The sequence below is a fragment of the Orbaceae bacterium lpD04 genome (genome assembly GCA_036251935.1).
Classification (GTDB): Bacteria; Pseudomonadota; Gammaproteobacteria; order Enterobacterales; family Orbaceae; genus Orbus; species Orbus wheelerorum.
In genome coordinates, this window is sequence record CP133967.1 from 862,491 (window position 1) to 885,729 (window position 23,239).

23 protein-coding genes are annotated in these 23,239 nt (G+C 36.2%); 12 read left to right on the forward strand and 11 right to left on the reverse strand.

Annotated elements, in window-relative coordinates; translation table 11 throughout:
* The first annotated feature begins 35 nt into the window (after window positions 1-35).
* Window positions 36-1,088 carry a lytic murein transglycosylase gene (locus RHO14_03950; GenBank protein WVD71958.1) on the forward strand — a complete coding sequence of 351 codons (1,053 nt, stop codon included), beginning with the start codon at window positions 36-38 and terminating at the stop codon, window positions 1,086-1,088.
* Between the two features lie 5 nt (window positions 1,089-1,093).
* On the forward strand, window positions 1,094-1,513 hold the full coding sequence (locus tag RHO14_03955) for a YcgN family cysteine cluster protein (GenBank protein ID WVD71959.1): 420 nt from the start codon (window positions 1,094-1,096) through the stop codon (window positions 1,511-1,513).
* 78 nt (window positions 1,514-1,591) lie between these two features.
* Here the strand turns inward: RHO14_03955 and nadD are convergent, their stop codons facing one another.
* Genes nadD through leuS form a run of 4 tightly spaced genes read right to left on the reverse strand, consistent with a single transcriptional unit; the run spans window position 1,592 to window position 6,418 of the window.
* Window positions 1,592-2,248, reverse strand: a complete 657-nt coding sequence (gene nadD / locus RHO14_03960) for a nicotinate-nucleotide adenylyltransferase (GenBank protein WVD71960.1) — start codon at window positions 2,246-2,248, stop codon at window positions 1,592-1,594.
* Window positions 2,238-3,257 (reverse strand): DNA polymerase III subunit delta, encoded by a 1,020-nt coding sequence (gene holA / locus RHO14_03965; GenBank protein ID WVD71961.1) that lies wholly within the window; start codon window positions 3,255-3,257, stop codon window positions 2,238-2,240. The genes nadD and holA overlap by 11 nt, the downstream gene beginning before the upstream one ends.
* A gap of 6 nt (window positions 3,258-3,263) precedes the next feature.
* On the reverse strand, window positions 3,264-3,767 hold the full coding sequence (gene lptE / locus RHO14_03970; GenBank protein WVD71962.1) for an LPS assembly lipoprotein LptE: 504 nt from the start codon (window positions 3,765-3,767) through the stop codon (window positions 3,264-3,266).
* A 56-nt stretch (window positions 3,768-3,823) separates the two neighbouring features.
* Window positions 3,824-6,418: a leucine--tRNA ligase gene (leuS, locus tag RHO14_03975; protein WVD71963.1), complete on the reverse strand. Its 2,595-nt coding sequence runs from the start codon at window positions 6,416-6,418 to the stop codon at window positions 3,824-3,826.
* 481 nt (window positions 6,419-6,899) lie between these two features.
* Here leuS and ilvG point away from each other — a divergent pair, with 481 nt between their 5' ends.
* The 8 genes from ilvG to rpsI all read left to right on the forward strand — a co-directional run bounded on the left by ilvG (window position 6,900) and on the right by rpsI (window position 15,433).
* Window positions 6,900-8,600 carry an acetolactate synthase 2 catalytic subunit gene (gene ilvG / locus RHO14_03980; GenBank protein ID WVD71964.1) on the forward strand — a complete coding sequence of 567 codons (1,701 nt, stop codon included), beginning with the start codon at window positions 6,900-6,902 and terminating at the stop codon, window positions 8,598-8,600.
* 13 nt (window positions 8,601-8,613) lie between these two features.
* Window positions 8,614-8,838, forward strand: coding sequence for an acetolactate synthase 2 small subunit (locus RHO14_03985; protein ID WVD71965.1), 225 nt, complete (start codon window positions 8,614-8,616; stop codon window positions 8,836-8,838).
* Between the two features lie 55 nt (window positions 8,839-8,893).
* Window positions 8,894-9,823 carry a branched-chain amino acid transaminase gene (locus tag RHO14_03990; GenBank protein WVD71966.1) on the forward strand — a complete coding sequence of 310 codons (930 nt, stop codon included), beginning with the start codon at window positions 8,894-8,896 and terminating at the stop codon, window positions 9,821-9,823.
* A gap of 128 nt (window positions 9,824-9,951) precedes the next feature.
* The gene (gene ilvD / locus RHO14_03995; protein WVD71967.1) at window positions 9,952-11,802 is read left to right on the forward strand and encodes a dihydroxy-acid dehydratase; all 1,851 of its coding nucleotides are present in this window, start codon (window positions 9,952-9,954) and stop codon (window positions 11,800-11,802) included.
* A gap of 1 nt (window position 11,803) precedes the next feature.
* Window positions 11,804-13,342 (forward strand): threonine ammonia-lyase, biosynthetic, encoded by a 1,539-nt coding sequence (gene ilvA / locus RHO14_04000; GenBank protein ID WVD71968.1) that lies wholly within the window; start codon window positions 11,804-11,806, stop codon window positions 13,340-13,342.
* A gap of 53 nt (window positions 13,343-13,395) precedes the next feature.
* Window positions 13,396-14,388: a Gfo/Idh/MocA family oxidoreductase gene (locus tag RHO14_04005; GenBank protein ID WVD71969.1), complete on the forward strand. Its 993-nt coding sequence runs from the start codon at window positions 13,396-13,398 to the stop codon at window positions 14,386-14,388.
* A gap of 212 nt (window positions 14,389-14,600) precedes the next feature.
* Window positions 14,601-15,029, forward strand: a complete 429-nt coding sequence (gene rplM, locus RHO14_04010; protein ID WVD71970.1) for a 50S ribosomal protein L13 — start codon at window positions 14,601-14,603, stop codon at window positions 15,027-15,029.
* An 11-nt stretch (window positions 15,030-15,040) separates the two neighbouring features.
* Complete coding sequence (rpsI, locus tag RHO14_04015; protein ID WVD71971.1) at window positions 15,041-15,433, forward strand: 30S ribosomal protein S9; 393 nt, start codon at window positions 15,041-15,043, stop codon at window positions 15,431-15,433.
* A gap of 100 nt (window positions 15,434-15,533) precedes the next feature.
* Here rpsI and hemN read toward each other — a convergent pair whose 3' ends face one another.
* Entirely contained in the window at window positions 15,534-16,943 is a 1,410-nt protein-coding gene (gene hemN, locus RHO14_04020) for an oxygen-independent coproporphyrinogen III oxidase (GenBank protein WVD71972.1), read from the reverse strand.
* A 125-nt stretch (window positions 16,944-17,068) separates the two neighbouring features.
* Window positions 17,069-17,557: a Der GTPase-activating protein YihI gene (gene yihI, locus RHO14_04025; protein WVD71973.1), complete on the reverse strand. Its 489-nt coding sequence runs from the start codon at window positions 17,555-17,557 to the stop codon at window positions 17,069-17,071.
* Window positions 17,558-17,795: 238 nt separating this feature from the next.
* Between yihI and coaA the strand changes: the two genes are divergently transcribed.
* Window positions 17,796-18,731: a type I pantothenate kinase gene (gene coaA, locus RHO14_04030; GenBank protein ID WVD71974.1), complete on the forward strand. Its 936-nt coding sequence runs from the start codon at window positions 17,796-17,798 to the stop codon at window positions 18,729-18,731.
* Between the two features lie 32 nt (window positions 18,732-18,763).
* Complete coding sequence (locus tag RHO14_04035) at window positions 18,764-19,186, forward strand: DUF1090 domain-containing protein (protein WVD71975.1); 423 nt, start codon at window positions 18,764-18,766, stop codon at window positions 19,184-19,186.
* A 73-nt stretch (window positions 19,187-19,259) separates the two neighbouring features.
* Here RHO14_04035 and RHO14_04040 read toward each other — a convergent pair whose 3' ends face one another.
* The 5 genes from RHO14_04040 to RHO14_04060 form a co-directional block, all read right to left on the reverse strand.
* The gene (locus RHO14_04040; GenBank protein ID WVD71976.1) at window positions 19,260-20,519 is read right to left on the reverse strand and encodes a zinc-binding dehydrogenase; all 1,260 of its coding nucleotides are present in this window, start codon (window positions 20,517-20,519) and stop codon (window positions 19,260-19,262) included.
* Between the two features lie 66 nt (window positions 20,520-20,585).
* On the reverse strand, window positions 20,586-21,416 hold the full coding sequence (locus RHO14_04045) for a PTS system mannose/fructose/sorbose family transporter subunit IID (GenBank protein WVD71977.1): 831 nt from the start codon (window positions 21,414-21,416) through the stop codon (window positions 20,586-20,588).
* A gap of 11 nt (window positions 21,417-21,427) precedes the next feature.
* Window positions 21,428-22,228: a PTS mannose/fructose/sorbose transporter subunit IIC gene (locus tag RHO14_04050; protein WVD71978.1), complete on the reverse strand. Its 801-nt coding sequence runs from the start codon at window positions 22,226-22,228 to the stop codon at window positions 21,428-21,430.
* A gap of 24 nt (window positions 22,229-22,252) precedes the next feature.
* The gene (locus tag RHO14_04055; protein ID WVD71979.1) at window positions 22,253-22,744 is read right to left on the reverse strand and encodes a mannose/fructose/sorbose PTS transporter subunit IIB; all 492 of its coding nucleotides are present in this window, start codon (window positions 22,742-22,744) and stop codon (window positions 22,253-22,255) included.
* Entirely contained in the window at window positions 22,741-23,157 is a 417-nt protein-coding gene (locus tag RHO14_04060; GenBank protein WVD71980.1) for a mannose/fructose/sorbose PTS transporter subunit IIA, read from the reverse strand. The genes RHO14_04055 and RHO14_04060 overlap by 4 nt, the downstream gene beginning before the upstream one ends.
* Window positions 23,158-23,239 lie beyond the last annotated feature (82 nt).

Sequence of the window (23,239 nt, forward strand, 5' to 3'; positions counted from 1 at the left end):
ATGAATGAAGTATAAATAATGAATAAGGGGGATTGATGAAATTGATTAAAGCACTCGTGCTAGTTACGACTATTTTTGTGATATTAGGATGCTCGAATCAAGTATCGACTAGTGAGATTAAACCTAGCTATATTGGATTTGATAAGCCAAGAGAGCAACAATACTTTGCTGATTATATTGATGTATTAAAACAATATGCTAAAGAGCAGGGTATTAATGATAATACAATTGAAACGGCATTTAATGATGTTTACTACATTGAACATGTTATTAAAGCAGATAAAAGCCAACCTGAAAAGAAAGCGACCCTAGATGAATATTTAGCCCGAGCTGTATCACCCGCTCGAATTGAGCTTGCTAAACAGAAATATTTACAATTTCATCCACAGATACGTAACGCAACGATATTAACCAATGTCCCACAAACCTATATTCTAGCACTATGGGGGGTTGAAAGTGGCTATGGTAAATATCAAGGTAAAGAAGATATTATTTCGGCATTATCGACTTTAGCTTTTGAAGGTCGACGTGAACAATTTTTCGTCAAAGAATTAATCTCTGCATTAACTATTTTACAAAATGGTCATATCCAAAAATCTCAATTTAAAGGTTCATGGGCTGGTGCGATGGGGCAAAATCAATTTATGCCATCCTCCTACTTGACGTATGGCCTAGACGGTGATGGTGATGGAATTATTGATATTTGGAATAACATGGATGATATCTTTGCCTCAACAGCAAACTACCTTTCTACCGTTGGTTGGGACAGTACGCAAAGTTGGGGGAATAAGATTAAATTACCGATTAACTTTAATTCACAACTAGCCGGCCTTGAAAATGAAAAAGCCAAAGACGTTGCTGATTGGTTAAAGATGGGAATTACATTTATTGGCAATAAATCACAACCTAAAAAAACAGCAAAAGCATGGGTAATTATTCCCGATACTAATAGTGGTGAAGGTTATTTAGTTTCCAATAATTTTAGGACACTGATGCACTGGAATCGATCATACTACTTTGCCGTAAGCGTAGGTATGCTTGCTGATAGCCTAACAGATGGCTCACTTAACACAGAAGAAGGTAATTAATATCGATGTCATTTTGGCAAAATAAAACACTGGATCAGCTCACTGATTCAGAATGGGAACAGTTATGCGATGGTTGCGGCCAGTGTTGCTTAAATAAATTAATCGATGAAGATACCGATGAGATTTTATATACTAATGTTGCTTGTAATCAACTTGATAGTAAAACCTGTCAATGTCGGCATTACTTGGATCGTTTTAAATATGAACCAGATTGTATTAAATTGACGAGGGAAAACTTATTCACTATTGAATGGCTACCTAAAACCTGCACTTATCTATATTTTCAGGAGCATCAGACTCTTCCAGATTGGCATCCTTTAATTACCGGTAATAAAGAGATGATGCATAAAAAACGCATTTCAGTAAGAAATCGTATCGTCTATGAAAAAGATGTTATTCAATGGCAGGATCATATTATTCGTTGATTTTTCACTATAATATAGTATTACAACAATTTTTTAACGATGATTTGCTAATCGACTTAATGACGTTAATTATATCGACTAGGCACCATATAAATGGTTAGTTTGGATATAGTGCCAAACATTTGAAGGCAACAAAGCTTCACAGCTCTTTTTATTTGTGATTTGTTGTCTTATTTCCGTTGCAGAAATATTTTCTAATGGTGTATTAGCAAAATAAATAAATCCATTAGCATATTGATGCAATTGATTAATATCGTTAGTTTGGTGTAGTGCAATCCACTGTTTAAAATCCTTATCATCAGGACTGTCAGTATATCCTGGTCGACGACAAATCAGTAAATGGCAATAATCTAATAACGCTTGCCAATTATTCCAGCTTGTTAGATTAAGTAATGAGTCTTGCCCTAATATAAAGGCTAACCCTTGAGTATTACCATTTTCATGTCGCCAAGCTTTTAGAGTATCAATAGTATAAGATGGTCTATCCAATCTCGCTTCAGTTATTTCACGCATATCAATTGATAAAAAAGGATAGTTTTCAACTGCCAGTTTTAGCATTTCAACACGTTGATTTGTCGTTGCTTCGGGTTGTGCTTTATGGGGGGGGATATGATTTGGTAGCAAACTAATATGAGTTAATCTTATCTCCTTTGCTAAAGCAATAACTGGCAATAAATGGCCATAATGGATTGGATCAAAAGTACCACCAAATAAGGCCGTTAATCTATTCGTCATGCAATTGACCTATAAATAATAGATTAAGTGCATCAAGCTGTTCCCAAACTGGTGATTGATAATCATGCTTTAAAATAATTTCAATTTCAGTAAGTTTTTGTAAGGTTTGATATTGCTGCTCTAGGCTAATACGGTTTAAATAAGGCGTCATCATATTACGACGGTTTTGCCATACTTTATAGGTATCATAAGCCGCTTTTAAATTATGGTTGGATGCATATTTTTTTAGATTAATTAATTGTATTAATTCTCGCTGCATCACTCTAAGCAAAATAAGTGGTTCAACATCATTCATTTTTAGCTGCTGCAATATGTGCATTGAGCGTTTTGTTTTACCCATAATTAATGCATCAATCCAATGATAGGGAGTAAATACAGCTGAGTCGTTAATATTATGCTCTAATTGGTCATAGTTAATTTTACCGCTTGGGTAAAGTAGCTTTAGTTGCTCAAGGATTTGAGCTAATGCCAGCAAATTACCCTCATAGTAATAACATAGTAAATCAATGCCTTGCTTTTCAATAATCAATGACAACGGTTGTAATTGCTGGTTTATCCATTGTGGCAATTGCTGGAGATCAGGTGTATTACAATTAATTATTATTGCCTTTTCAGCCAATGTTTTAAACCAATTGGAATTCTCTTGTGTTTTAGTTATTTTGGTCAAAGAAATCAATAAACTAATATCAGGCGATAAGTTAACAGTTAACTCATCGAGTTTTTTACTTATTGCCGCAGTTAATGATGTTTCTCCAAATTGTAGAATTATAAGTATTTGATTTGAAAAAAGGCTAATAGCTTGGCTACTTTGGTAGATTTGAGCCCAGTCGGTTTGATTGTCGATGCTATATACAATATGCTCTTCAATACCTAAATTATTGAGCTTTGCTTTAATCTGATTTTGAACTGTATATTGTAAATAGGGGTCATTTCCAATAGCAAAAAAAAAGCGTAATTCGCTATTTTTATCCAATGCGGTATGGAGTTGATTATCACTAACTCTTATCATAATGTATTAGTTTTTATGCTCAATGACATTAATTGATCTTAACTTTCTAATTAATTGCCTTGCTGCTTGACCATACATTTCTTGTTCAATTAAGTTCTGCTCAGTGCTTTTAGCAAGTGCTGTCTCTGGATTATCAAAAAATGTTCTAAAGATCTTGATTGTGATTGGGTAAATATCATCACCAGCAATAATAACTTGGGCATTTAATGTTAAAATCAATTGATATTCAGCTGATTTACCATCTTGATAAAGTGAAATAGTACTTCGAGTCATACTACTATCCATCATATGTAATGACGGGTAATTGTGTTTATCGTCAGAGATAACAAATTTTACTTTATTGTTAATAAAAACTTTTTTAACTTCACGTGATAATGAGCCATAAGGATCGCCACTATAAAATGTCATCGTTTTAAATTGCTTAGGGATCTCTTCATTATCTTGGAGATGGAAACCGCAACCACTTAGCAACATAGCGACAAAAGTGAACAAGCAGAGCAATTTTTTCATATATCTTACCTAAAATTAGTGGGGGTAATACATTATTACCCCTTGTTTATATAAAACTAGCTGACGACGATATTTAATAGTTTACCTGGTACGTAAATGACTTTACGAATAGTTGTACCTTCTAAATATTTTTGAATATTGACTTCTGATTTAGCGGTATCAGTTACAAATTGCTCGGTTGTATCAGCAGGCACGGTTAATTTAGCACGAACTTTACCATTAATTTGAACAACAATCAGTTTTTCATCTTCAACCATAGCTGATTCATCGGCGATAGGCCACGTTGCATTATCGATATTATCTTTGTGACCAAGTGCTTGCCACATGATAAAGCAGGCATGTGGTATCATTGGATATAATAAACGAACAATCGCGTTTAAGGCTTCATCCATTAGCGCTCTATCTTGCGCTGATTCTTGAGGCGCTTTTTGTAAACGATTCATAAACTCCATAACAGCTGCAATTGCAGTATTAAACGTCTGACGACGACCAATATCATCACTGACTTTTGCAATTGTCTTATGAAGTTCACGGCGTAATAATTTTTGTTCACTGTCTAGTTCATTACCGTTAAGTGCAGATATCGCCCCTTTTTCTGCATGCTCATAAACCAAACGCCACACGCGCTTAATAAAGCGATTTGCGCCTTCAACTCCTGATTCTTGCCACTCAAGCGTCATATCTGCTGGAGAGGCAAACATCATAAATAAGCGAACGGTATCAGCGCCATACTTTTCAACCATTTCCTGAGGATCGATGCCGTTATTTTTAGATTTCGACATCTTAGTCATACCCGCATGGATAAGTTCTCTACCTGAATTATCATATGCTTTTGCAATGCGGCCTTTATCGTCACGTTCAACGGTTACCTCTGTTGGTGCAATCCAAATACGTTCGCCTGTTGGCGCCGTATAATAAAATGCATCAGCTAATACCATGCCTTGGCAAAGAAGACGTTTTGCTGGTTCATCAGAGCTGACCATACCAAAGTCACGCATTAATTTGTGGAAGAAACGGAAATAAAGAAGGTGCATAATCGCATGTTCAATGCCACCGACATATTGATCAACGGGCAGCCAATAATTAGCCGCGTTCTCGTCAAGCATTCCTTTTTCATAATGTGGACACGTATAACGCGCATAATACCAAGATGACTCCATAAAGGTATCAAAGGTATCAGTTTCTCGTAAAGCTGGCTCACCATTTATCGTTATTTTAGCCCAGTTAGGATCAGCTTTAATTGGACTTGTGATCCCATTCATCTCGACATTTTCAGGTAAAATAACTGGAATTTGATCTTCTGGCGTTGGTATAGTAGTACCATCAGCAAGGGTTACCATTGGGATTGGTGCTCCCCAGTAGCGTTGGCGTGATACACCCCAATCACGTAATCGGAAATTAACTTTACGTTCGCCAGCACCTTTAGCGATTAATTTATTTGCAACCGCAGCAAATGCCTCAGTAAAATCTAATCCATCAAATTCACCGGAATTAAATAGTTTACCGTGCTCTGTATAGGCTTGCTCGCTTAAATCAGGTGCTTGATTATTTTGATCTAAAATTACCGGTTTTATTGCTAAATCATATTTCGTTGCAAATTCAAAGTCACGTTGGTCATGCCCAGGAACCGCCATTACTGCACCTGTTCCATATTCCATTAAGACGAAATTAGCTATCCAGACCGGAATTTGTTCATTAGTTAACGGATGAATCGCATAGAAACCAGTAGCAATACCTTTCTTTTCCATAGTTGCCATATCAGCTTCTGCTGTTTTGGTGTTTTTGCACTCAGCAATAAAATTAGCAATATCGGCACTATTTTTCGATGCTAGTTGAGCAAGTGGATGCTCTGCTGCAACGGAAACAAAACTAACTCCCATTAATGTATCAGGGCGAGTGGTATAGACGCGTAGTTTTTCACTATAATTTGTTACACCAAAATCTATTTCTACCCCTTCAGAGCGACCGATCCAGTTTTTTTGCATCGTTTTCACTTGCTCAGGCCAGCTTTCTAGAGTATCTAAATCATCCAATAATTCTTGGGCATATTCGGTGATTTTAATAAACCACTGCGGAATTTCTTTACGCTCAACCGGCGTATTACAACGCCAACAACAGCCCTCAACAACTTGCTCATTTGCAAGAACCGTTTGGTCAGTAGGGCACCAGTTAACCGCAGATGTTTTTTTGTAGACTAAGCCTTTTTCATATAATTTAGTAAAAAACCACTGTTCCCACTTATAATATTCAGGTTTACACGTCGTAACTTCACGATCCCAGTCGTAACCAAAACCTAACAATTTTAACTGCTTCTTCATATAAGCAATATTTTCATAAGTCCATTTAGCTGGTGCAGTATTATTTTTAACTGCTGCTCCTTCCGCAGGTAAACCAAACGCATCCCAACCGATAGGTTGAAGTACATTTTTACCTTGCATACGTTGAAAACGAGAAATAGTATCGCCTATAGTATAGTTACGCACATGACCAAGATGGAGTCGACCAGAAGGATATGGGAGCATTGATAAACAGTAGTATTTTGGTTTACTTGTATCTTCTGTGACATGAAAGGTTTTATTATCTTGCCAGTATTGTTGAACTTGCGCTTCGATCTCATCGGGGCGATAATTTTCTTGCATATGTGTTGACATAGTTGGTCTGCGTCCTATTAACTATTTTATACTTTTATTTTCATAAAACGAATGAAAGCGTGATCTTGTAATTGTATTGGTTATTGCTGAAAAATGAAATATCTGATTAAGAATTTATCGGATTTTTATGTGATTGATTTAGTTAAACTGGATTTAAATAATATTCTTTTACGCTATAATTAGCTGTTACAACAACATTTTAACGATAAAATACAATTTACAAAATAATAGTTGCACTTTTGTAAAAAGCGAGTATTTTTATTGAATAATCATTTTTAAAGTTAAGCAAATTTAGTAAACAAAATAAACTATGAACTTATTTAATATCATTATCGTCCTCATTAACATTATTAGCGTGGTCATTATTATGCCAACGCGGGGGCGTTATTGATTTAAAAAGTCTTTATTGACGATTTAAAACCCCCGCAAGATGCAGGGGTTTTTTTTTATTCATCATATAATAAATAAAAAGAGGTAAGTAATGACGACAGGCGCACAGTGGATAGTTCAGTCATTAAAACAACATGGTGTAAAAACTGTTTTTGGATACCCCGGTGGGCAAATTATGCCTCTCTATGATGCACTTTATGATGGCGGCCTTGAGCATGTACTATGTCGTCATGAGCAAGGCGCTGCAATGGCCGCCATTGGTTATGCTCGTTCGACGGGTAAAACAGGTGTTTGCATCGCAACGTCAGGCCCTGGAGCAACTAATTTATTAACTGGGCTTGCTGATGCATTTGTTGATTCAGTGCCAATGGTTGCAATTACTGGACAAGTTCCAAGGCCTTTAATTGGTACAGATGCGTTTCAAGAAGTTGATATATTAGGCATGTCATTTGCCTGCACCAAATATAGTTTTTTAGTTGATGACCCAAAATCATTACCTGATATCCTTGAACAAGCGTTTAGTATCGCGAATTCAGGAAGACCCGGCCCCGTGTTAATTGATGTGCCAAAAGATATTCAATTAGCACAAGAAGATTACCAACAATGTTTATCTAATTCGATTTATCATTCAACATCACAACATCACAAAAATAATCACCTTACTCTTTCCCCTGCCAATCTCGACGCTATTCAAACTGCCAAAACTATGATCCAAAGTGCCTGTAAGCCAATGCTTTATATTGGTGGCGGTGTTATTATGGCTGATGCAGTTAATGAGTTGCGTGACTTTGTTTGCAATACTGGCATTCCATCTGTTGCGACGTTAAAAGGATTAGGAGCATTAGACATTCGCGATCCCTTCTATTTAGGAATGGTTGGTATGCATGGTTTTAAATCAGCGAATTTAGCTGTACAAGATTGTGATCTATTAATCGCGATAGGTGTTCGTTTTGATGATAGGGTAACTGGTAATCTTAATGAGTTTGCTCGTCACGCTAATGTTATTCATATTGATATTGACTTAGCAGAACTTGGCAAACTAAAGCATGCACATCTTGGCATACAAGCTGATGCAAAAATGGTGATCCCAATGTTAAATAATGTTATTGATATTAGTGATTGGCAGCAGTTTGTATTAACGCTAAAAGCACAATATCCTGCTCGTTATGATCATCCTGGCGAAGGCATTTATGCACCATTATTATTGAAACAACTGTCAGACAAAATTTTAGCCGATGAAAATATTGAAGCGGTTGTTACAACTGATGTTGGTCAGCACCAAATGTGGACAGCGCAACACATGTTATTTGCCAAGCCTAATATGTTTATTAGTTCAAGTGGACTTGGTACTATGGGGTTTGGTTTACCTGCAGCGGTTGGTGCTCAGATTGCAAGGCCTGATGATTGTGTTATTTGTATTTCTGGCGACGGTTCTTTTATGATGAATGTTCAAGAATTAACGACAATTAAACGTAAAAAGTTACCTGTTAAAATAATCCTAATTGATAATGCTCGCCTAGGTATGGTGCGTCAATGGCAGCAACTATTTTTTAATGAGCGTTATAGTGAAACGGATTTATCTGATAATCCCGATTTTTTAATTTTAGCGAGTGCATTTGATATTCCAGGTGTAATGATTACACAAAAAAGTGAGGTAATTCCTGCTCTTGAGCAGCTATTGTCAAGTGATGGTCCATTTTTATTGCATGTTAAAATCGATGCGATGGATAATGTTTGGCCTCTAGTTCCGCCGGGAGCTGCAAACCATCACATGCTTGATTCGATAAAATAATAAGGAGATTAAAATGGATAATTATCAATTAAGCCTTACTGCTTATGATAGGCTCGGTTCTTTAGAACGAATTTTACGTGTTATTCGTCACCGTGGTGGCAAAATATTAACGATGAATATGCAAGTAATCTCGGCAGAAAAATTTTCACTTACCTTTAGTCTTACTAATAGCAAATTAAAAACACAGATGGTTAATCAGTTAGCTAAACTAGCCGATATTGTCACAATCAGTGATTAATTATAAATGCTACAATTTTAGACATAATAGATAAAATCTTTAGAGGAATATTAATATGGCAACAACGGCAAAATCTGATTATATTTGGTTTAATGGTGAAATGGTTAAATGGGCAGAGGCTAAAGTTCATGTTATGTCTCATGCATTACACTATGGTTCTTCGGTATTTGAGGGGGTGCGATGCTATGATACGCATAATGGCCCGGCAGTTTTTCGTCATCGTGAGCATATGCAGCGTTTACATGATTCAGCAAAAATTTACCGTATGCCAGTTAGCTATAGTGTTGAAGAATTAATGACAGCAACGAGGCAAACGCTAATTAATAACAATTTAAAAAGTGCCTATATTAGACCGCTAATTTTTATTGGTGATGTCGGCATGGGCGTTAATCCTCCAGATGGTTATAATACTGATGTCATTATCGCGGCCTTTCCTTGGGGAGCTTACCTTGGTGAAGAGGCATTAGATCAAGGCATTGATGCGATGGTTTCATCATGGAATCGCTCGGCACCAAACACGATCCCAACAGCTGCTAAAGCTGGGGGCAACTATTTATCTTCCTTATTAGTTGGTAATGAGGCTCGTCGTCATGGTTATCAAGAAGGTATTGCTTTAGACGTGCATGGTTATGTTTCAGAAGGTGCGGGTGAGAATATATTTATCGTCAAAAATGGCATATTATTCACTCCAACATTAACATCGGCGGCATTGCCTGGCATTACCCGTGATGCGATTTTAACGCTTGCTAAAGATTTAAATATTGAAATTCGTGAACAAACCTTATCACGAGAATCTCTTTATTTAGCCGATGAAGTCTTTATGACCGGAACCGCTGCTGAAATTACGCCAGTACGTAGCATTGATGGTATAAAAGTTGGTATTGGTCGCTGCGGACCTGTAACTAAAAAACTCCAGCGCGCATTTTTTGGCTTATTTAATGGCGAAACCGCTGACAAATATGGCTGGTTAGATTTTGTAAAATAAAATCACGGCTGATTACGATTATCAGCCATGCACTTTAATAAATAAAGCGCTAATGTTGCATTAAAAATAGCAACAGTAAAAAAATTATATATTTATTTAAATTATTAAAAAAGAATTGGGAGCATTTTATGCCGAAGTATCGTTCAGCAACATCAGTAGAAGGTCGTAATATGGCTGGTGCACGTGCATTATGGCGTGCAACAGGAGTAAAAAATGAAGATTTTGGTAAGCCGATTATTGCTGTAGTTAATTCATTTACCCAGTTCGTACCTGGGCATGTACATTTAAAAGATATCGGTCAGTTAGTTGCTAAAGAGATCGAAGCTGCTGGCGGAATCGCAAAAGAATTTAATACGATAGCGGTTGATGATGGGATCGCAATGGGTCATGGCGGCATGTTATATTCATTACCTTCTCGTGAATTAATTGCAGATTCAGTTGAATATATGGTCAATGCTCACTGTGCTGATGCTATGATTTGTATTTCTAACTGTGACAAAATCACACCGGGTATGTTAATGGCGGCACTACGCCTTAATATTCCCGTTATCTTTGTTTCAGGTGGCCCAATGGAGGCAGGCAAAACTAAGTTATCAGATCAAATTATTAAGTTAGATTTAATTGATGCGATGATTCAAAGTGCTAATCCGGATGTCTCTGATGAAGATAGCCAAAAAATTGAAGAATCGGCTTGCCCGACATGCGGATCATGCTCAGGTATGTTTACAGCTAACTCAATGAACTGTTTAGCTGAAGCCTTAGGTCTAGCATTACCTGGTAATGGTTCATTAGTTGCAACTCATAAACAGCGTGAACAACTATTTCTTGATGCTGCAAAACATATTGTTTCGATAACTAAACGTTATTACGAACAAGATGATAAGTCAGTATTACCGAGAGCAATTGCTAGTAAAGCTGCTTATGAAAATGCAATGTCACTTGATATTGCGATGGGCGGTTCAACCAATACTGTTCTCCATTTATTAGCAACCGCTCAAGAAGGTGAAATCGATTTTACCATGTCAGATATTGACCGCTTATCTCGTAAAGTTCCTCATTTATGTAAAGTTGCGCCAAGTACACAGCTTTATCACATGGAAGATGTGCACCGAGCTGGTGGTGTAATTGGGATAATGGCGGAGCTTGATCGCGCTGGATTATTAAATCGTGATGTTAAAAATGTACTCGGTTTAAATTTAGATCAAACATTTGCACAGTATGACATCAAGCAAACACAAGATGAAAAAGTTAAAAAAATGTATCGCAGTGGGCCTGCTGGTATTCGAACAACCAAAGCATTTTCGCAAGATTGTTATTGGGATACATTAGATGATGATCGCCAAAATGGTTGTATTCGTGATAAAGCCCATGCTTATAGTCAAGATGGTGGACTTGCAACTCTTTATGGCAATATCGCTATTGACGGCGCAATTGTTAAAACTGCCGGTGTTGCGGCTGAAAATTTAGTCTTCAAAGGCCCAGCTAAAGTCTTTGAGAGCCAAGAAGATGCAGTTGATGCTATTTTAGGCGGTAAAATCGTTGCCGGTGATGTCGTTGTTATTATCTATGAAGGACCAAAGGGTGGGCCTGGCATGCAAGAAATGCTTTACCCAACGAGTTATTTAAAATCAATGGGGCTTGGTAAAAAATGTGCATTGATTACAGATGGGCGTTTTTCAGGGGGATCATCTGGGTTATCTATTGGTCATATTTCACCTGAGGCAGCAAGTGGCGGGATCATAGGCTTAGTCAAAAATGGTGATATTATCGATATTGATATTCCAAATCGTAAATTAGCATTAGATGTGTCAGAAGCTGAACTTGAAATGCGCCGAGTAGCACAAGCAACGAGAGGCGATAAAGCTTGGACTCCACAAAATCGTCAACGCCAAGTATCGTATGCATTAAAAGCTTATGCAAGTTTAGCAACGAGTGCAGATAAAGGCGCTGTACGTGATAAAACTAAATTAGGTGGCTAAAGTGAATACGAGCACAGAAAAAAAACTGACAGGAGCTGAGTACTTAAAAGCATCATTATGTTCTGCAGTTTATGATGTTGCTAAGGTTACTCCGCTTGAAGAGATGGAAAAAATCTCGCAAAGGCTTGGTAATAATGTTTTTGTTAAACGAGAAGATCGACAAATTGTGCATAGCTTTAAGATCCGCGGTGCACAAGCGATGATTGCAAGCCTTAATGATGAACAAAAAAAACGCGGTGTGATCGCCGCGTCAGCCGGTAATCATGCTCAAGGCGTTGCTTTATCTGCAACGAAACTAGGAATTAATTCATTAATTGTCATGCCGCTTACAACACCTGATATTAAAGTTGAGGGCGTAAAAGGATTTGGTGGCGAAGTGCTACTTTATGGCGCTAATTTTGATGAAGCAAAAAATAAGGCTATTGAACTTGCTACTGCGCAGCACCGCACTTTTATTCCGCCATTTGATCATCCATTAGTGATTGCAGGTCAAGGTAGTGTTGCAATGGAACTATTGCAACAAAATGCTAGACTTGATCGTATCTTTGTTCCTGTTGGTGGTGGCGGACTTGCTGCTGGGATCGCGGTATTAATTAAACAAATTATGCCATCGATTAAAATTATTGCCGTTGAGGCTGCTGATTCTGCGTGTTTAAAAGCCGCGTTAGATGCTGGGTATCCTGTTGATTTAAATCGAGTTGGTTTATTTGCTGAAGGCGTTGCGGTGAAACGCATTGGTGATGAAACATTCCGCCTTTGCCAGCAATATATTGATGATATTGTTATTGTTGATAGTGATGAAATTTGCGCAGCGGTTAAAGACCTATTTGATGATGTTAGAGCTGTTGCAGAGCCGTCAGGTGCGTTGGCGTTGGCCGGGCTGAAAAAATATGTTGAACAACATAATATCCGCGGTGAAAACTTAGCACATATATTATCTGGCGCTAATCTTAATTTTCATACACTTCGTTATGTTTCAGAGCGCTGCGAAATTGGCGAGAAAAAAGAAGCTCTCTTTGCAGTCACGATCCCCGAACATAAAGGCAGTTTCTTAAAATTTTGTCAATTACTTGGTGGCAAGGCGGTAACAGAATTCAATTATCGTTATCATAATGATAAGAGCGCGTGTATTTTTGTTGGTGTTCGTATCACCAATGGTGAAATAGAAAAAGAAGAAATTATTCGTGAATTAACCGCTGGTGGTTATCAAGTTTCTGATTTATCAGATGATGAAATGGCTAAATTGCATATTCGCTATATGATTGGTGGTAAACCTTGTAAAGCAATAAAAGAGCAAGTATATAGTTTTGAATTTCCTGAATCACAAGGTGCATTATTGAAGTTTTTACAAACGCTTGGTACTAATTGGAATATTTCTCTATTCCATTACCGTAGTCACGGTACTGACTATGGACGAGTGTTGGCTGCATTTGAAATTGCACCAAACAATCAGGCATTTAAATCACATCTTGCAGAATTAAACTATGATTATCATAATGAAACGGATAATCCATCATTAAAATTCTTTTTGACTGATTAAAAATAAAATAAAATAAAAGGCCAGATTGGCCTTTTGCTTTTTAAGGAGAAAGCATGATTAGGTTAGCCGTAATTGGTACCAACTGGATCACAGATAAATTTATTGAGGCGGCATTACAAACAGGTCAATTTGAGCTATCCGCGGTCTATTCTCGTCATGAGGATAGTGCAAAAATTTTTGCACAAAAATACATGCTTACAACCATATTTACTAGCCTTGAACAGTTAGCCAAAAGTCCAGATATTGATGCCGTTTATATCGCAAGTCCAAATTCTTTACATTTTGAACAAGCTAAATTGATGCTAGAAAATGGTAAAGACGTAATTTGTGAAAAACCGCTGACCTCAAATATTGAGCAGACTAAAATATTGATTAAAATAGCTAAACAGCAGCAACAAATTATTTTCGAAGCGTTAAAAAGTTATTATTTACCTAATTTTGAACGGGTTAAACAATATTTACCCAAGCTTGGTAAAATCCGTAAAGTTTGCTTGAATTATTGCCAGTATTCTTCTCGCTACCCGCTTTACCTTGCTGGTGAAAACCCAAATACTTTCAACCCTGCTTTTTCTAATGGTTCAGTTATGGACATTGGTATATACCCGCTTAATTTTGCGATTGCCTTGTGGGGTGCACCAAACGGTGTAAGTGCTGATGCACTACGATTACCATCGGGCGTTGATGGTCATGGTACAATTTTAATGAGATATAATGATTTTGATGTGGTTATTTTACACTCTAAAGTGAGTAATTCTTATTTACCAAGTGAAATTCAAGGTGAAGAAGGCGCTTTAATTATTGACCATTTATCGGTTGCTGAAAAAGTCTGTTATCAACCACGAGATGGGGAATTGCAAAATATTACCTTGGCACAAAATGATAATCAAATGTACTATGAAGCATTAAAATTTGCAGAGCTCATTAAACAAAGGCAAATCAATCATATGGGTTTGAACAATTCGCTAATTTCATCGCAGCTATTAACTGAAATTAGGCAGCAAACCGGTATTATATTTCCGGTAGATAAATTTCAGTCAATTAGTTGATAATTTTTATTGTTGTTGCTAGCGATCTTATTTTATTTCTGTATAATAATCGCACCCACGTTACAGCAGTGTTTTTCCCAATGCTGCTTTAGTTGAAGTTCTTTGAACGATTGCTCGAAGGGGCCAGTTAGTCATTGAATGAAACGACAGTGTGAATAAATCAGATTGATTTATTAACGTGAGATTAATTTAAAATTTTGGGTAAATGATAAATGGGTACTTTTTCAGCCAAGCCAGAAACAGTAAAACGCGACTGGTATGTTGTAGATGCAGCAGGTAAAACACTTGGTCGTCTTGCAACTGAAATCGCTAGCCGCTTACGCGGTAAGCACAAAGCAGAATATACACCACATGTAGATACAGGTGATTACATTATTGTTATCAATGCAGAAAAAGTTGCTGTAACAGGCAAAAAACGCACTGATAAAATGTACTATCGTCATACTGGCTATATTGGTGGACTTAAGGAAGCGACTTTTAAAGAAATGATTGAACGTCATCCTGAACAAGTTATCGAAATTGCTGTAAAAGGCATGTTACCGAAAGGTCCTCTTGGTCGTGCAATGTACCGTAAAATGAAAGTTTATGTGGGTAGTGAGCACAATCATGCGGCACAACAACCGCAAGTATTAGATATTTAAGGGGATAAAAGATGGCTGATAATCAATATTACGGTACAGGTCGCCGAAAAAGTTCTGCTGCTCGTGTTTTTATTAAACCAGGTAGTGGTAACATTGTAATTAATCAACGCTCTTTAGAGCAATACTTTGGTCGTGATACTGCTCGTATGGTTGTTATGCAACCACTAGAGTTGCTTGAAATGGTCGGTAAATTTGATCTTTATATCACTGTTAAAGGTGGTGGTATTTCAGGTCAAGCTGGCGCAATTCGTCATGGTATTACTCGTGCGTTAATGGAATATGATGAAACATTACGTCCTTCATTACGTCAAGCGGGCTTTGTTACTCGTGATGCACGTAAAGTTGAACGTAAGAAAGTGGGTCTACGCAAAGCGCGTCGTCGTCCACAGTTCTCAAAACGTTAATTTATATTACAAGCAGAATCAAAACCCAGCATATGCTGGGTTTTTTTATTTTATTACAATTGAAATATCAGACTATTAATAATCACAGCTAATAATGATATTAAATCACACGTGAGAATTGCTGTTGCCTAGCTATTTTGCGCATATAGATATCAAAACACATGCAGATATTGCGAATCAATAATCGTCCTTTTGCTGAAACGACAATTGAATCATGGTTATTATCAACTAAGCCATCTTGTTGTAAAGTTGATAATAGGGAAAGATCTTCTTTAAAATACTGATCAAATTGAATATTATAACGTTCTTCAATAACTGATTTATCTAAATAGAAATGGCAAATTAGCTGTTTAATCACATCGCGGCGAATTTTATCATCTTCCGTCATCGTATAGCCTTTCCATAGGGCATGACCTGATTTTTCTACTTGCTCTTGATAAAGATTAAGCTCTTTTTGGTTTTGTGCATAACTATCACCAATCATGCTAATTGCAGATACTCCAAGGCCTAATAAATCAGCTTCACCTTGAGTTGTATACCCTTGAAAGTTACGATGCAAAATTCCTTTTTGCTGGGCAATAGCAAGTTCATCGGTTGGTTTTGCAAAATGATCCATACCAATATAGTTATAGCCATGATGGGTTAGATATTCGATACAGCTTTGTAAAATTTTAACTTTTTCTTGAGCGGATGGCAGATCATCATCTTTGATTTTACGCTGCGCGGCAAAGCGAGCAGGTAAATGAGCATAGTTAAATACACTTAAGCGATCGGGTGAAAGCTTCACCACTTTTTCAAGTGTTTGCATAAAATTATCTACAGTCTGTTTTGGTAAGCCGTAAATTAAATCTAAGCTGATAGATGAAAAGCGACTAATTTTTGCTTGCCCGATTAACGACTCAATAAGATCCTCATCTTGCTGACGATTAATTAGGTTTTGAATTTCAGGATTAAAATCTTGAATTCCCATACTAAGACGGTTGAATCCTTCTTTCGCAAGGTGTTGAATCGTACCCGTAGTAATTTCCCTTGGATCGATTTCTATTGATAACTCCGCATTATCTGCAAAATGGAACGATTGCCTTAAACTAGACATTAACCATGAAATTTCATCATCAGTTAAAAATGTAGGCGTCCCGCCACCCCAATGCATTTGTGTAACCGTGCGATGCTTAAAGAGTGCCGAGCGGTTGATTATCTCTTGCTTTAACACATGCAAATAAACATCGACTTTATGCCGATGTCTAGTAACAATTTTATTGCAACCACAAAAATAACAAAGCTTATGACAAAACGGTATATGTACATAAAGCGACAAGGGTTTATTTGGATACCGCTGCGCAGCCTTAAGAAAATCATGTTCAGAAAACTGCTCATTAAACTCTAATGCGGTAGGATAAGATGTATACCTAGGCCCTGAGTAATTATATTTCTGAATTAGCTCTTGATCCCAAATTATATCAGACTTATTTTCTTGTATTGCCATTGCTATTATTTTTGCGTCGCTCATTAATCGCTATTTGCTTTCTTTTGGTTTTTAAAGTGTTTCTTTTTTTGCCTAGTTTTTTCAAATAAAGGATTGTACAAACGAACAAACCAATATATAAACTAAGCATAATTAACATTAGCATACTATTAACGTTTTTTTAGTAAACCAACAATATCTTCTTTAGTTGCAAAATCATCATCTTCATCATCAAGATCATCATCTTCATCGGTATAACCGAGTAGTTTCATTAATGCATCAATGCGATCTAGGATTCGGTCAAGATCTTGCTGTTGTTTACTAGTAAGGGCTTCTCCTTCATCGATAAGATCAAGCAGCTTTTCTAAATAAGGGTCATTTTCTAATTGCTTTAATTCTTGTTCTGGCGTTTGCTTTATAGCCGTATCTGACGCTTTTTTTACCGCAGGTTTATTCGTCGGTTTAGTTGCGATTAACGGAATTGCTTTTTTACTACCAATTCGTGAGTCATGGACCTCTTTTTGCGACTTGCTTGAATCGCTTTCGCCATTCTTAAAACGAGAGCCGCTAGGTAAACCTTTGTGTTTTCGTTTACGTTTTAGTTGCTTAGATTTTTCATTTATTTCTTCGCGACTTTGTTTAGGTTTCTTTTTTATCATAAAATGGGTTACTTAATATTTTATTAATAATTGATGATTATCATCATGATTAATTACTAGGAATGAAACGAATTATACACTTAAGTTAGATGAAATAGCAGTATATCTTGGATTTTAATTATAATAATAGTTATATTAATCGCTAATATTTACTTTTATTTATTGCTTTATTGATTTTGATAAGTAAAAATCAATTCAAATATAAACGCTATCAACATCAAATTACGATAATTTTACTATGAATAATCATTTAAGCCCTTATATGCAATTTAACCGTAAAGAGTGGGCTGCTTTACGTAATGCAGTACCTATGACGTTAAGCGCTGAAGAACTTGTTTCATTACAAGGTATTAATGAAGATTTATCGATAGAGGAAGTCAGTACAATTTATTTACCTTTATCTCGATTGTTAAATTATTACATTAGTCATAATTTTACGCAGCAAGCAGTATTGTCAAAATTTTTAGGTACTCATCATAAAGTGCCGTATATTATAGGAATTGCAGGTAGCGTTGCTGTTGGCAAAAGCACAACAGCCCGAGTATTAAAAGCTCTACTCGCAAGTTGGCCAGAACACCCTAAAGTGGCTTTAGTGACGACAGATGGTTTTTTGCATCCTAATAAGGTGCTTGAAGAACGCAATATAATGAATAAGAAAGGTTTTCCTCAATCATATGACGTAAAAAAGCTACTTCAATTTGTGTCAGATATTAAATCGGGTGTTAAACATGTGTCAGCGCCGGTTTATTCACATCTTGTTTATGATATTGTTGAAGGTGAAACAGTTGAAATAGAAAGTCCTGATATTTTAATTCTTGAAGGACTAAATGTATTGCAAAGCCCACTAAATAGTAGTGTGGCAAATAATCGAGTATTCGTCTCTGATTATGTTGATTTTTCGATTTATGTAGATGCTGAAATAACATTACTACATGATTGGTATATTAATCGTTTTTTAAATTTTAGGGCGGGAGCATTTAGCGATCCTAACTCTTATTTTCATCACTATTCACAGATTTCAGAAAGTGATGCGCTTGCAAGAGCTGAAAAAATTTGGAAAAGTATTAATGAATTAAATCTGATTGAAAATATTTTACCAACACGAGAAAGAGCGAGCTTGATATTAACAAAAGGTTTCGATCATCGTATCGATAGCGTTCAACTTAGAAAATAAGTTAATTAGTAACAATATAAGGATCCATATTTATGAACAAAATAATTAAAGTGAGTTTTATTACATTAGCGGCAGCTATCTCTTTTAATGCTTTAGCTAATCATCAAGATTATGATGGTTCAACGTGCGCTGGTAAAAAAAGCGCGATACAAACTCAAATTGATTATGCTAAAAAAGCCAATAATACCTATCAAGTAAAAGGCTTAGAAAAAGCATTAAGCGATGTTAATTCTTATTGTACAAATAGTGATCTAGAAAAAAAATATAAAGAAAAAGTACAAGATAAATTAAACGATGTACAAGAAAAACAAGCTGATCTAAAACAAGCTCAGTTAGAAGGTAATACTAAAAAAATTGCTAAACAACAAGCTAAATTAGCAGAAAAACAACAAGAGTTGCAAAATGCTAAAGATACATTAGACGGGTTTTATAAAGCAGTAAAAGCAGGGCAATAAAAAATTTTGTTACTGTAATTGTTGATACGAGAATAAGGCGCAATTTGGTGATTTAAATTGCGCCTTTTTATCATTATTCAATATTATCAGCATATTTTAATATATAGTCTTCCGCTTCTTTTGACCAAATTCCCTCAGTTTTAACTAAGATTTTTTTCAACTCGATATAAAATGGCTCACTTTGTTCTTGGCTAATTAATTTAGGTAAATCAATTAATGGTAATGATTTTTGAGTGTAAATAACTTTTTTTCCACCAGAAATGGTGGGTTGGTTCATTGTCACATATGCCGCTGTATCTAATCCTAAAATATGAGTAACAATTTTATTGACGTTAATTTTTTTCTGCTCAATTAATTTAATTCCTTCACGCATATCGTCAGTATTACCACCAGAAGTACCGACATAGTGTGTAAATGCATAGTGGATATCATAAAAATTGATTGTAGCTTCAAACTGACTATCTTGTGGCCCAGCAAAAAAGTTAAAGCAGCCATCGGTTGCTAAAATAGCAGAGCCAATAGTAATTAACTCTTTTTCTGGGACAAAGATAAACACATCATCATAGCCTTCATTATCCACTAGCTGCATCAAATGACGTTTTTGCTCATTAAGATCAGTAAACTGTGCTACATTAACATAAATCACCTCGCAGTGAGTTTCAGAGGGATAATGCTTTTGGCAATAATCAATCTTACTTTGCGTTCTTCCTGTTACAATAACTCGTTTAGGATTAATTGGCCCGTGTAAAGCATAATCAATTGCGAGCATACCCATTGGCCCCATTCCCCCCATAATAATCAAATTACCATTGGGTTTAATCCCCATTTTATGATTATAACTTCCTTCAACTAGATGGTAATTAGCATTAAAAGCACCGATCACGCATGATAAAGGCTCAATTAATGCGCCTTCAAAAAAAGTTTTACCCTTATAAGCAAGTAAACAATTTTGATTTAAGACTTCTTTTGGAATAATAATATAAGTTGCTTCACCGCCAATATATGGAAATGAGTAACCAGGGCAAGCAAGAGAGGGTAATTGCAGATTAGCTTGTACCACATATTTTTCACCAACCTTAAATTGTGTTTGCCATTTTTTACCGACACTCACTATTTCGCCACAAAATTCATGGCCAACAATAATTGGATTATTTGCGACATCATTTGGCACTTTTTTGTGGTTTTCGCCTTGATTCACTTCTTTCCAAGTTGAGAAGCAGATACTATCACAAATCACTTTAGCTAATATTTCATCATCTTGTAGCTTAGGTAACATAAATTTTTCTAAACGTAGATCGTTTTTGCCATATAAGCGTAATGCTGTTGTAAACATAATAACCTCTATCCATTTATTTTATCGATAAGTTGTCTTATATTGTGATATTTAGCCAAAGCCCAATTAAACTAAGATACCTAGCCAATAGCCTAAAATTCCCATAGCAAAAAGTACAAAAATGAGTGTAATGGGGCTTATTTTTTTCCGTAATAATTTCATCATCAATAATGTTAAACCAAGCGCTAATAAACCTGGGCATAGGTCATTAAGGATATTTTGTAGTGTAGTCACTGACTTTGTGCCATCGGGTGATAAGGTAGTTGAAATAATCAGTGGCGTGTTGATCGTTGTCCATTTAGTGACTAAAACTCCCATAATAAATAGCCCTAAAATGGATGCGCCTTCAGTCAGTTTTTGTAAGATATTATTAGCCATATCCTTAACAATATTGATCCCTTTATTGAAACCGTATTGTAAGCCGAACCACTTTAATGCTAAGCGAACAGCATTAAAGAGAACGAAAAATAAAATAGGCCCTATAATATTGCCTGTTATAGCAAGTGACGCACCAAGTGCCGCGGTGATAGGGCGCAAAGTACCCCATATTAACGGATCGCCAACACCCGCTAAAGGTCCCATCAGGCCGACTTTGATACTATTAATGGTAACTTCATCAATATCAGCGCCATTTGCTTTCGCTTCTTCCATAGCGGCCGTCACTCCGATAACTGGGCCTGATATCGCAGGTGTAGTATTAAAAAAAACTAAATGACGTTTTAATGCGGCAATTTGGTCATCTTTATTTTTATATAAACGCTTGATCGCAGGTATCATATCAAAGCAAAAGCCAAGTGCATGGATCCGTTCATAATTAAACGAGGCTTGCTGTAAATTAGATCGTAAGAATATGTTAATTAAATCTGACTTTGTTAGTTTATTTTTATATTCACTCATTATAAAGCTCCTTAATCATCCAATTCATCAAAAGCAACATTATCAGTTGTTGACGTAGCAACTGCCGGCAATTTTCTATAGTTAGGATTAAGTTGAATATAGATAATTGCAATAATTGCCCCTAATGCACCAAACGCGAGTAAACTAAAATCAAGATATCCGCCGACTAAAAAACCGGCAAAAAAGAACGGCACAAGGTATTTAACCCACATCATATTAAGTACCATGGCATAGCCAACTACCACAATGAATCCTCCCGCAACTTGTAAGCCTCGGGTAATGACATCTGGAATATCGTTAAGTAGCGAATTTAATGTTGTCGCATCAACATAAATAGCAATAATTAGCGAGGGAATAGCAACGCGTAACGCTTGTACAAATAGTGCTGAAACATGCAATAAATCTAATGTATGAAATTTAGCTTGTAGCGCTGCTCTATCTGCCGCATGCTGGAAAAATACCGTAATAGTGCGTGAAAATACCGTTAAAATTTGTCCAGCCGCCGCAACGGGTAGCGCAATGGCAATACCTGTTGGTATGTCTTGTTTACCTACAATAACTAAGATTGTTGAGATAATGCTTGCTAGTGCTGAATCAGGTGATTGCGCAGCGCCAATGTTCATCCACCCTAAGGCAATAAACTCTAGGAACCCGCCTAAAATAACGCCTTTTTCAACATCACCTAAAATTAAACCTACCATCGTACAAGCAATTAATGGTCGATGTGTTTGAAACTCATCGAGTACACTGCCAATACCGGCAATACAAGCATAAATAAATAGTAAAATTATTTGTAATACACTCATCTCCATAATCATATCCTCAATATAATGCTACTAAGCAATATCAACTTCATTAATTTTTTTGATAAAATCAATTGATGGATCACTGTAAACTACTCTTAAATCTAGCTTAATATTCAATTCGTTTAGCTGATTAAACGCATCAACATCATTTTTATCTAATGATACGGATTTGGTTATTTGTGTTTTTCCTTCTTTATATGCCATTCCACCAATATTGATCGATTTAATTGGCACGCCTTTTTCCACAACGGCTAATACATCTTTAGGATTGGTGAATAAATAAAATACCGTCTCTTGCTCATATTTAGGGTTGTTATAAACTGAAACTGCTTTATCAATATTAACAACATTAACTTTAATTCCCGGCGGCGCAGCTTGTTTTAATAATGTTTTGCGTAAATCATCTTCATAAATCGCATCATTACAGATAATAATGCGCTCAGCTTTTGCCTCTTTTACCCAAACGGTGGTAACTTGTCCATGAATAAGGCGGTCATCAATCCGTGCAAAGTTAATAATCATATAAAGTCCTCTTCTTCTTCATTTTGTATGACAGTTTTATTAAATTTTTGTACACAATGCTTACCTACTTGAACCAAATAATTTGTCATTTCACTCAGCGACATGTTCGCTATGTTATCAATCATTTCAAGGCACAAAGGTAATGACATACCACAAATCATCTCAATATTTGGTGCGTTAAAGGCGATTTCTGCCGCAGCGTTATAGGGGCTACCACCAAATAAATCGACAACAATTAATGTCTCTGCATCAAAATTGATAACTTCAGACATTTTTTGTACTAACGTTTCACGGTTTTCACCTTTGTTAAAATCAATTGCAATGATGTTTTCAACATCACCATAAATCATCGCTATTGATTCTTTCATGGCGATAGCGAGTTGCCCATGACCACACATGATGATATTGATCATTAATAATGCTCCTTTACTATGACGTTATTTAGGTTGAGGTATTGCCAATTTCGCATAAAAGAATCCTCTTGCCGGTTTTAAA

What these genes read in the sequence shown, in the direction of transcription:
- RHO14_03950 (WVD71958.1), top strand. Translation starts at nt 36, where the DNA reads ATGAAATTGATTAAAGCACTCGTGCTAGTTACGACTATTTTTGTGATA.
- RHO14_03955 (WVD71959.1), top strand. Translation starts at nt 1,094, where the DNA reads ATGTCATTTTGGCAAAATAAAACACTGGATCAGCTCACTGATTCAGAA.
- nadD (WVD71960.1), bottom strand. Translation starts at nt 2,248, where the DNA reads ATGACGAATAGATTAACGGCCTTATTTGGTGGTACTTTTGATCCAATC.
- holA (WVD71961.1), bottom strand. Translation starts at nt 3,257, where the DNA reads ATGATAAGAGTTAGTGATAATCAACTCCATACCGCATTGGATAAAAAT.
- lptE (WVD71962.1), bottom strand. Translation starts at nt 3,767, where the DNA reads ATGAAAAAATTGCTCTGCTTGTTCACTTTTGTCGCTATGTTGCTAAGT.
- leuS (WVD71963.1), bottom strand. Translation starts at nt 6,418, where the DNA reads ATGTCAACACATATGCAAGAAAATTATCGCCCCGATGAGATCGAAGCG.
- ilvG (WVD71964.1), top strand. Translation starts at nt 6,900, where the DNA reads ATGACGACAGGCGCACAGTGGATAGTTCAGTCATTAAAACAACATGGT.
- RHO14_03985 (WVD71965.1), top strand. Translation starts at nt 8,614, where the DNA reads ATGGATAATTATCAATTAAGCCTTACTGCTTATGATAGGCTCGGTTCT.
- RHO14_03990 (WVD71966.1), top strand. Translation starts at nt 8,894, where the DNA reads ATGGCAACAACGGCAAAATCTGATTATATTTGGTTTAATGGTGAAATG.
- ilvD (WVD71967.1), top strand. Translation starts at nt 9,952, where the DNA reads ATGCCGAAGTATCGTTCAGCAACATCAGTAGAAGGTCGTAATATGGCT.
- RHO14_04005 (WVD71969.1), top strand. Translation starts at nt 13,396, where the DNA reads ATGATTAGGTTAGCCGTAATTGGTACCAACTGGATCACAGATAAATTT.
- rplM (WVD71970.1), top strand. Translation starts at nt 14,601, where the DNA reads ATGGGTACTTTTTCAGCCAAGCCAGAAACAGTAAAACGCGACTGGTAT.
- rpsI (WVD71971.1), top strand. Translation starts at nt 15,041, where the DNA reads ATGGCTGATAATCAATATTACGGTACAGGTCGCCGAAAAAGTTCTGCT.
- hemN (WVD71972.1), bottom strand. Translation starts at nt 16,943, where the DNA reads ATGAGCGACGCAAAAATAATAGCAATGGCAATACAAGAAAATAAGTCT.
- yihI (WVD71973.1), bottom strand. Translation starts at nt 17,557, where the DNA reads ATGATAAAAAAGAAACCTAAACAAAGTCGCGAAGAAATAAATGAAAAA.
- coaA (WVD71974.1), top strand. Translation starts at nt 17,796, where the DNA reads ATGAATAATCATTTAAGCCCTTATATGCAATTTAACCGTAAAGAGTGG.
- RHO14_04035 (WVD71975.1), top strand. Translation starts at nt 18,764, where the DNA reads ATGAACAAAATAATTAAAGTGAGTTTTATTACATTAGCGGCAGCTATC.
- RHO14_04040 (WVD71976.1), bottom strand. Translation starts at nt 20,519, where the DNA reads ATGTTTACAACAGCATTACGCTTATATGGCAAAAACGATCTACGTTTA.
- RHO14_04045 (WVD71977.1), bottom strand. Translation starts at nt 21,416, where the DNA reads ATGAGTGAATATAAAAATAAACTAACAAAGTCAGATTTAATTAACATA.
- RHO14_04050 (WVD71978.1), bottom strand. Translation starts at nt 22,228, where the DNA reads ATGGAGATGAGTGTATTACAAATAATTTTACTATTTATTTATGCTTGT.
- RHO14_04055 (WVD71979.1), bottom strand. Translation starts at nt 22,744, where the DNA reads ATGATTATTAACTTTGCACGGATTGATGACCGCCTTATTCATGGACAA.
- RHO14_04060 (WVD71980.1), bottom strand. Translation starts at nt 23,157, where the DNA reads ATGATCAATATCATCATGTGTGGTCATGGGCAACTCGCTATCGCCATG.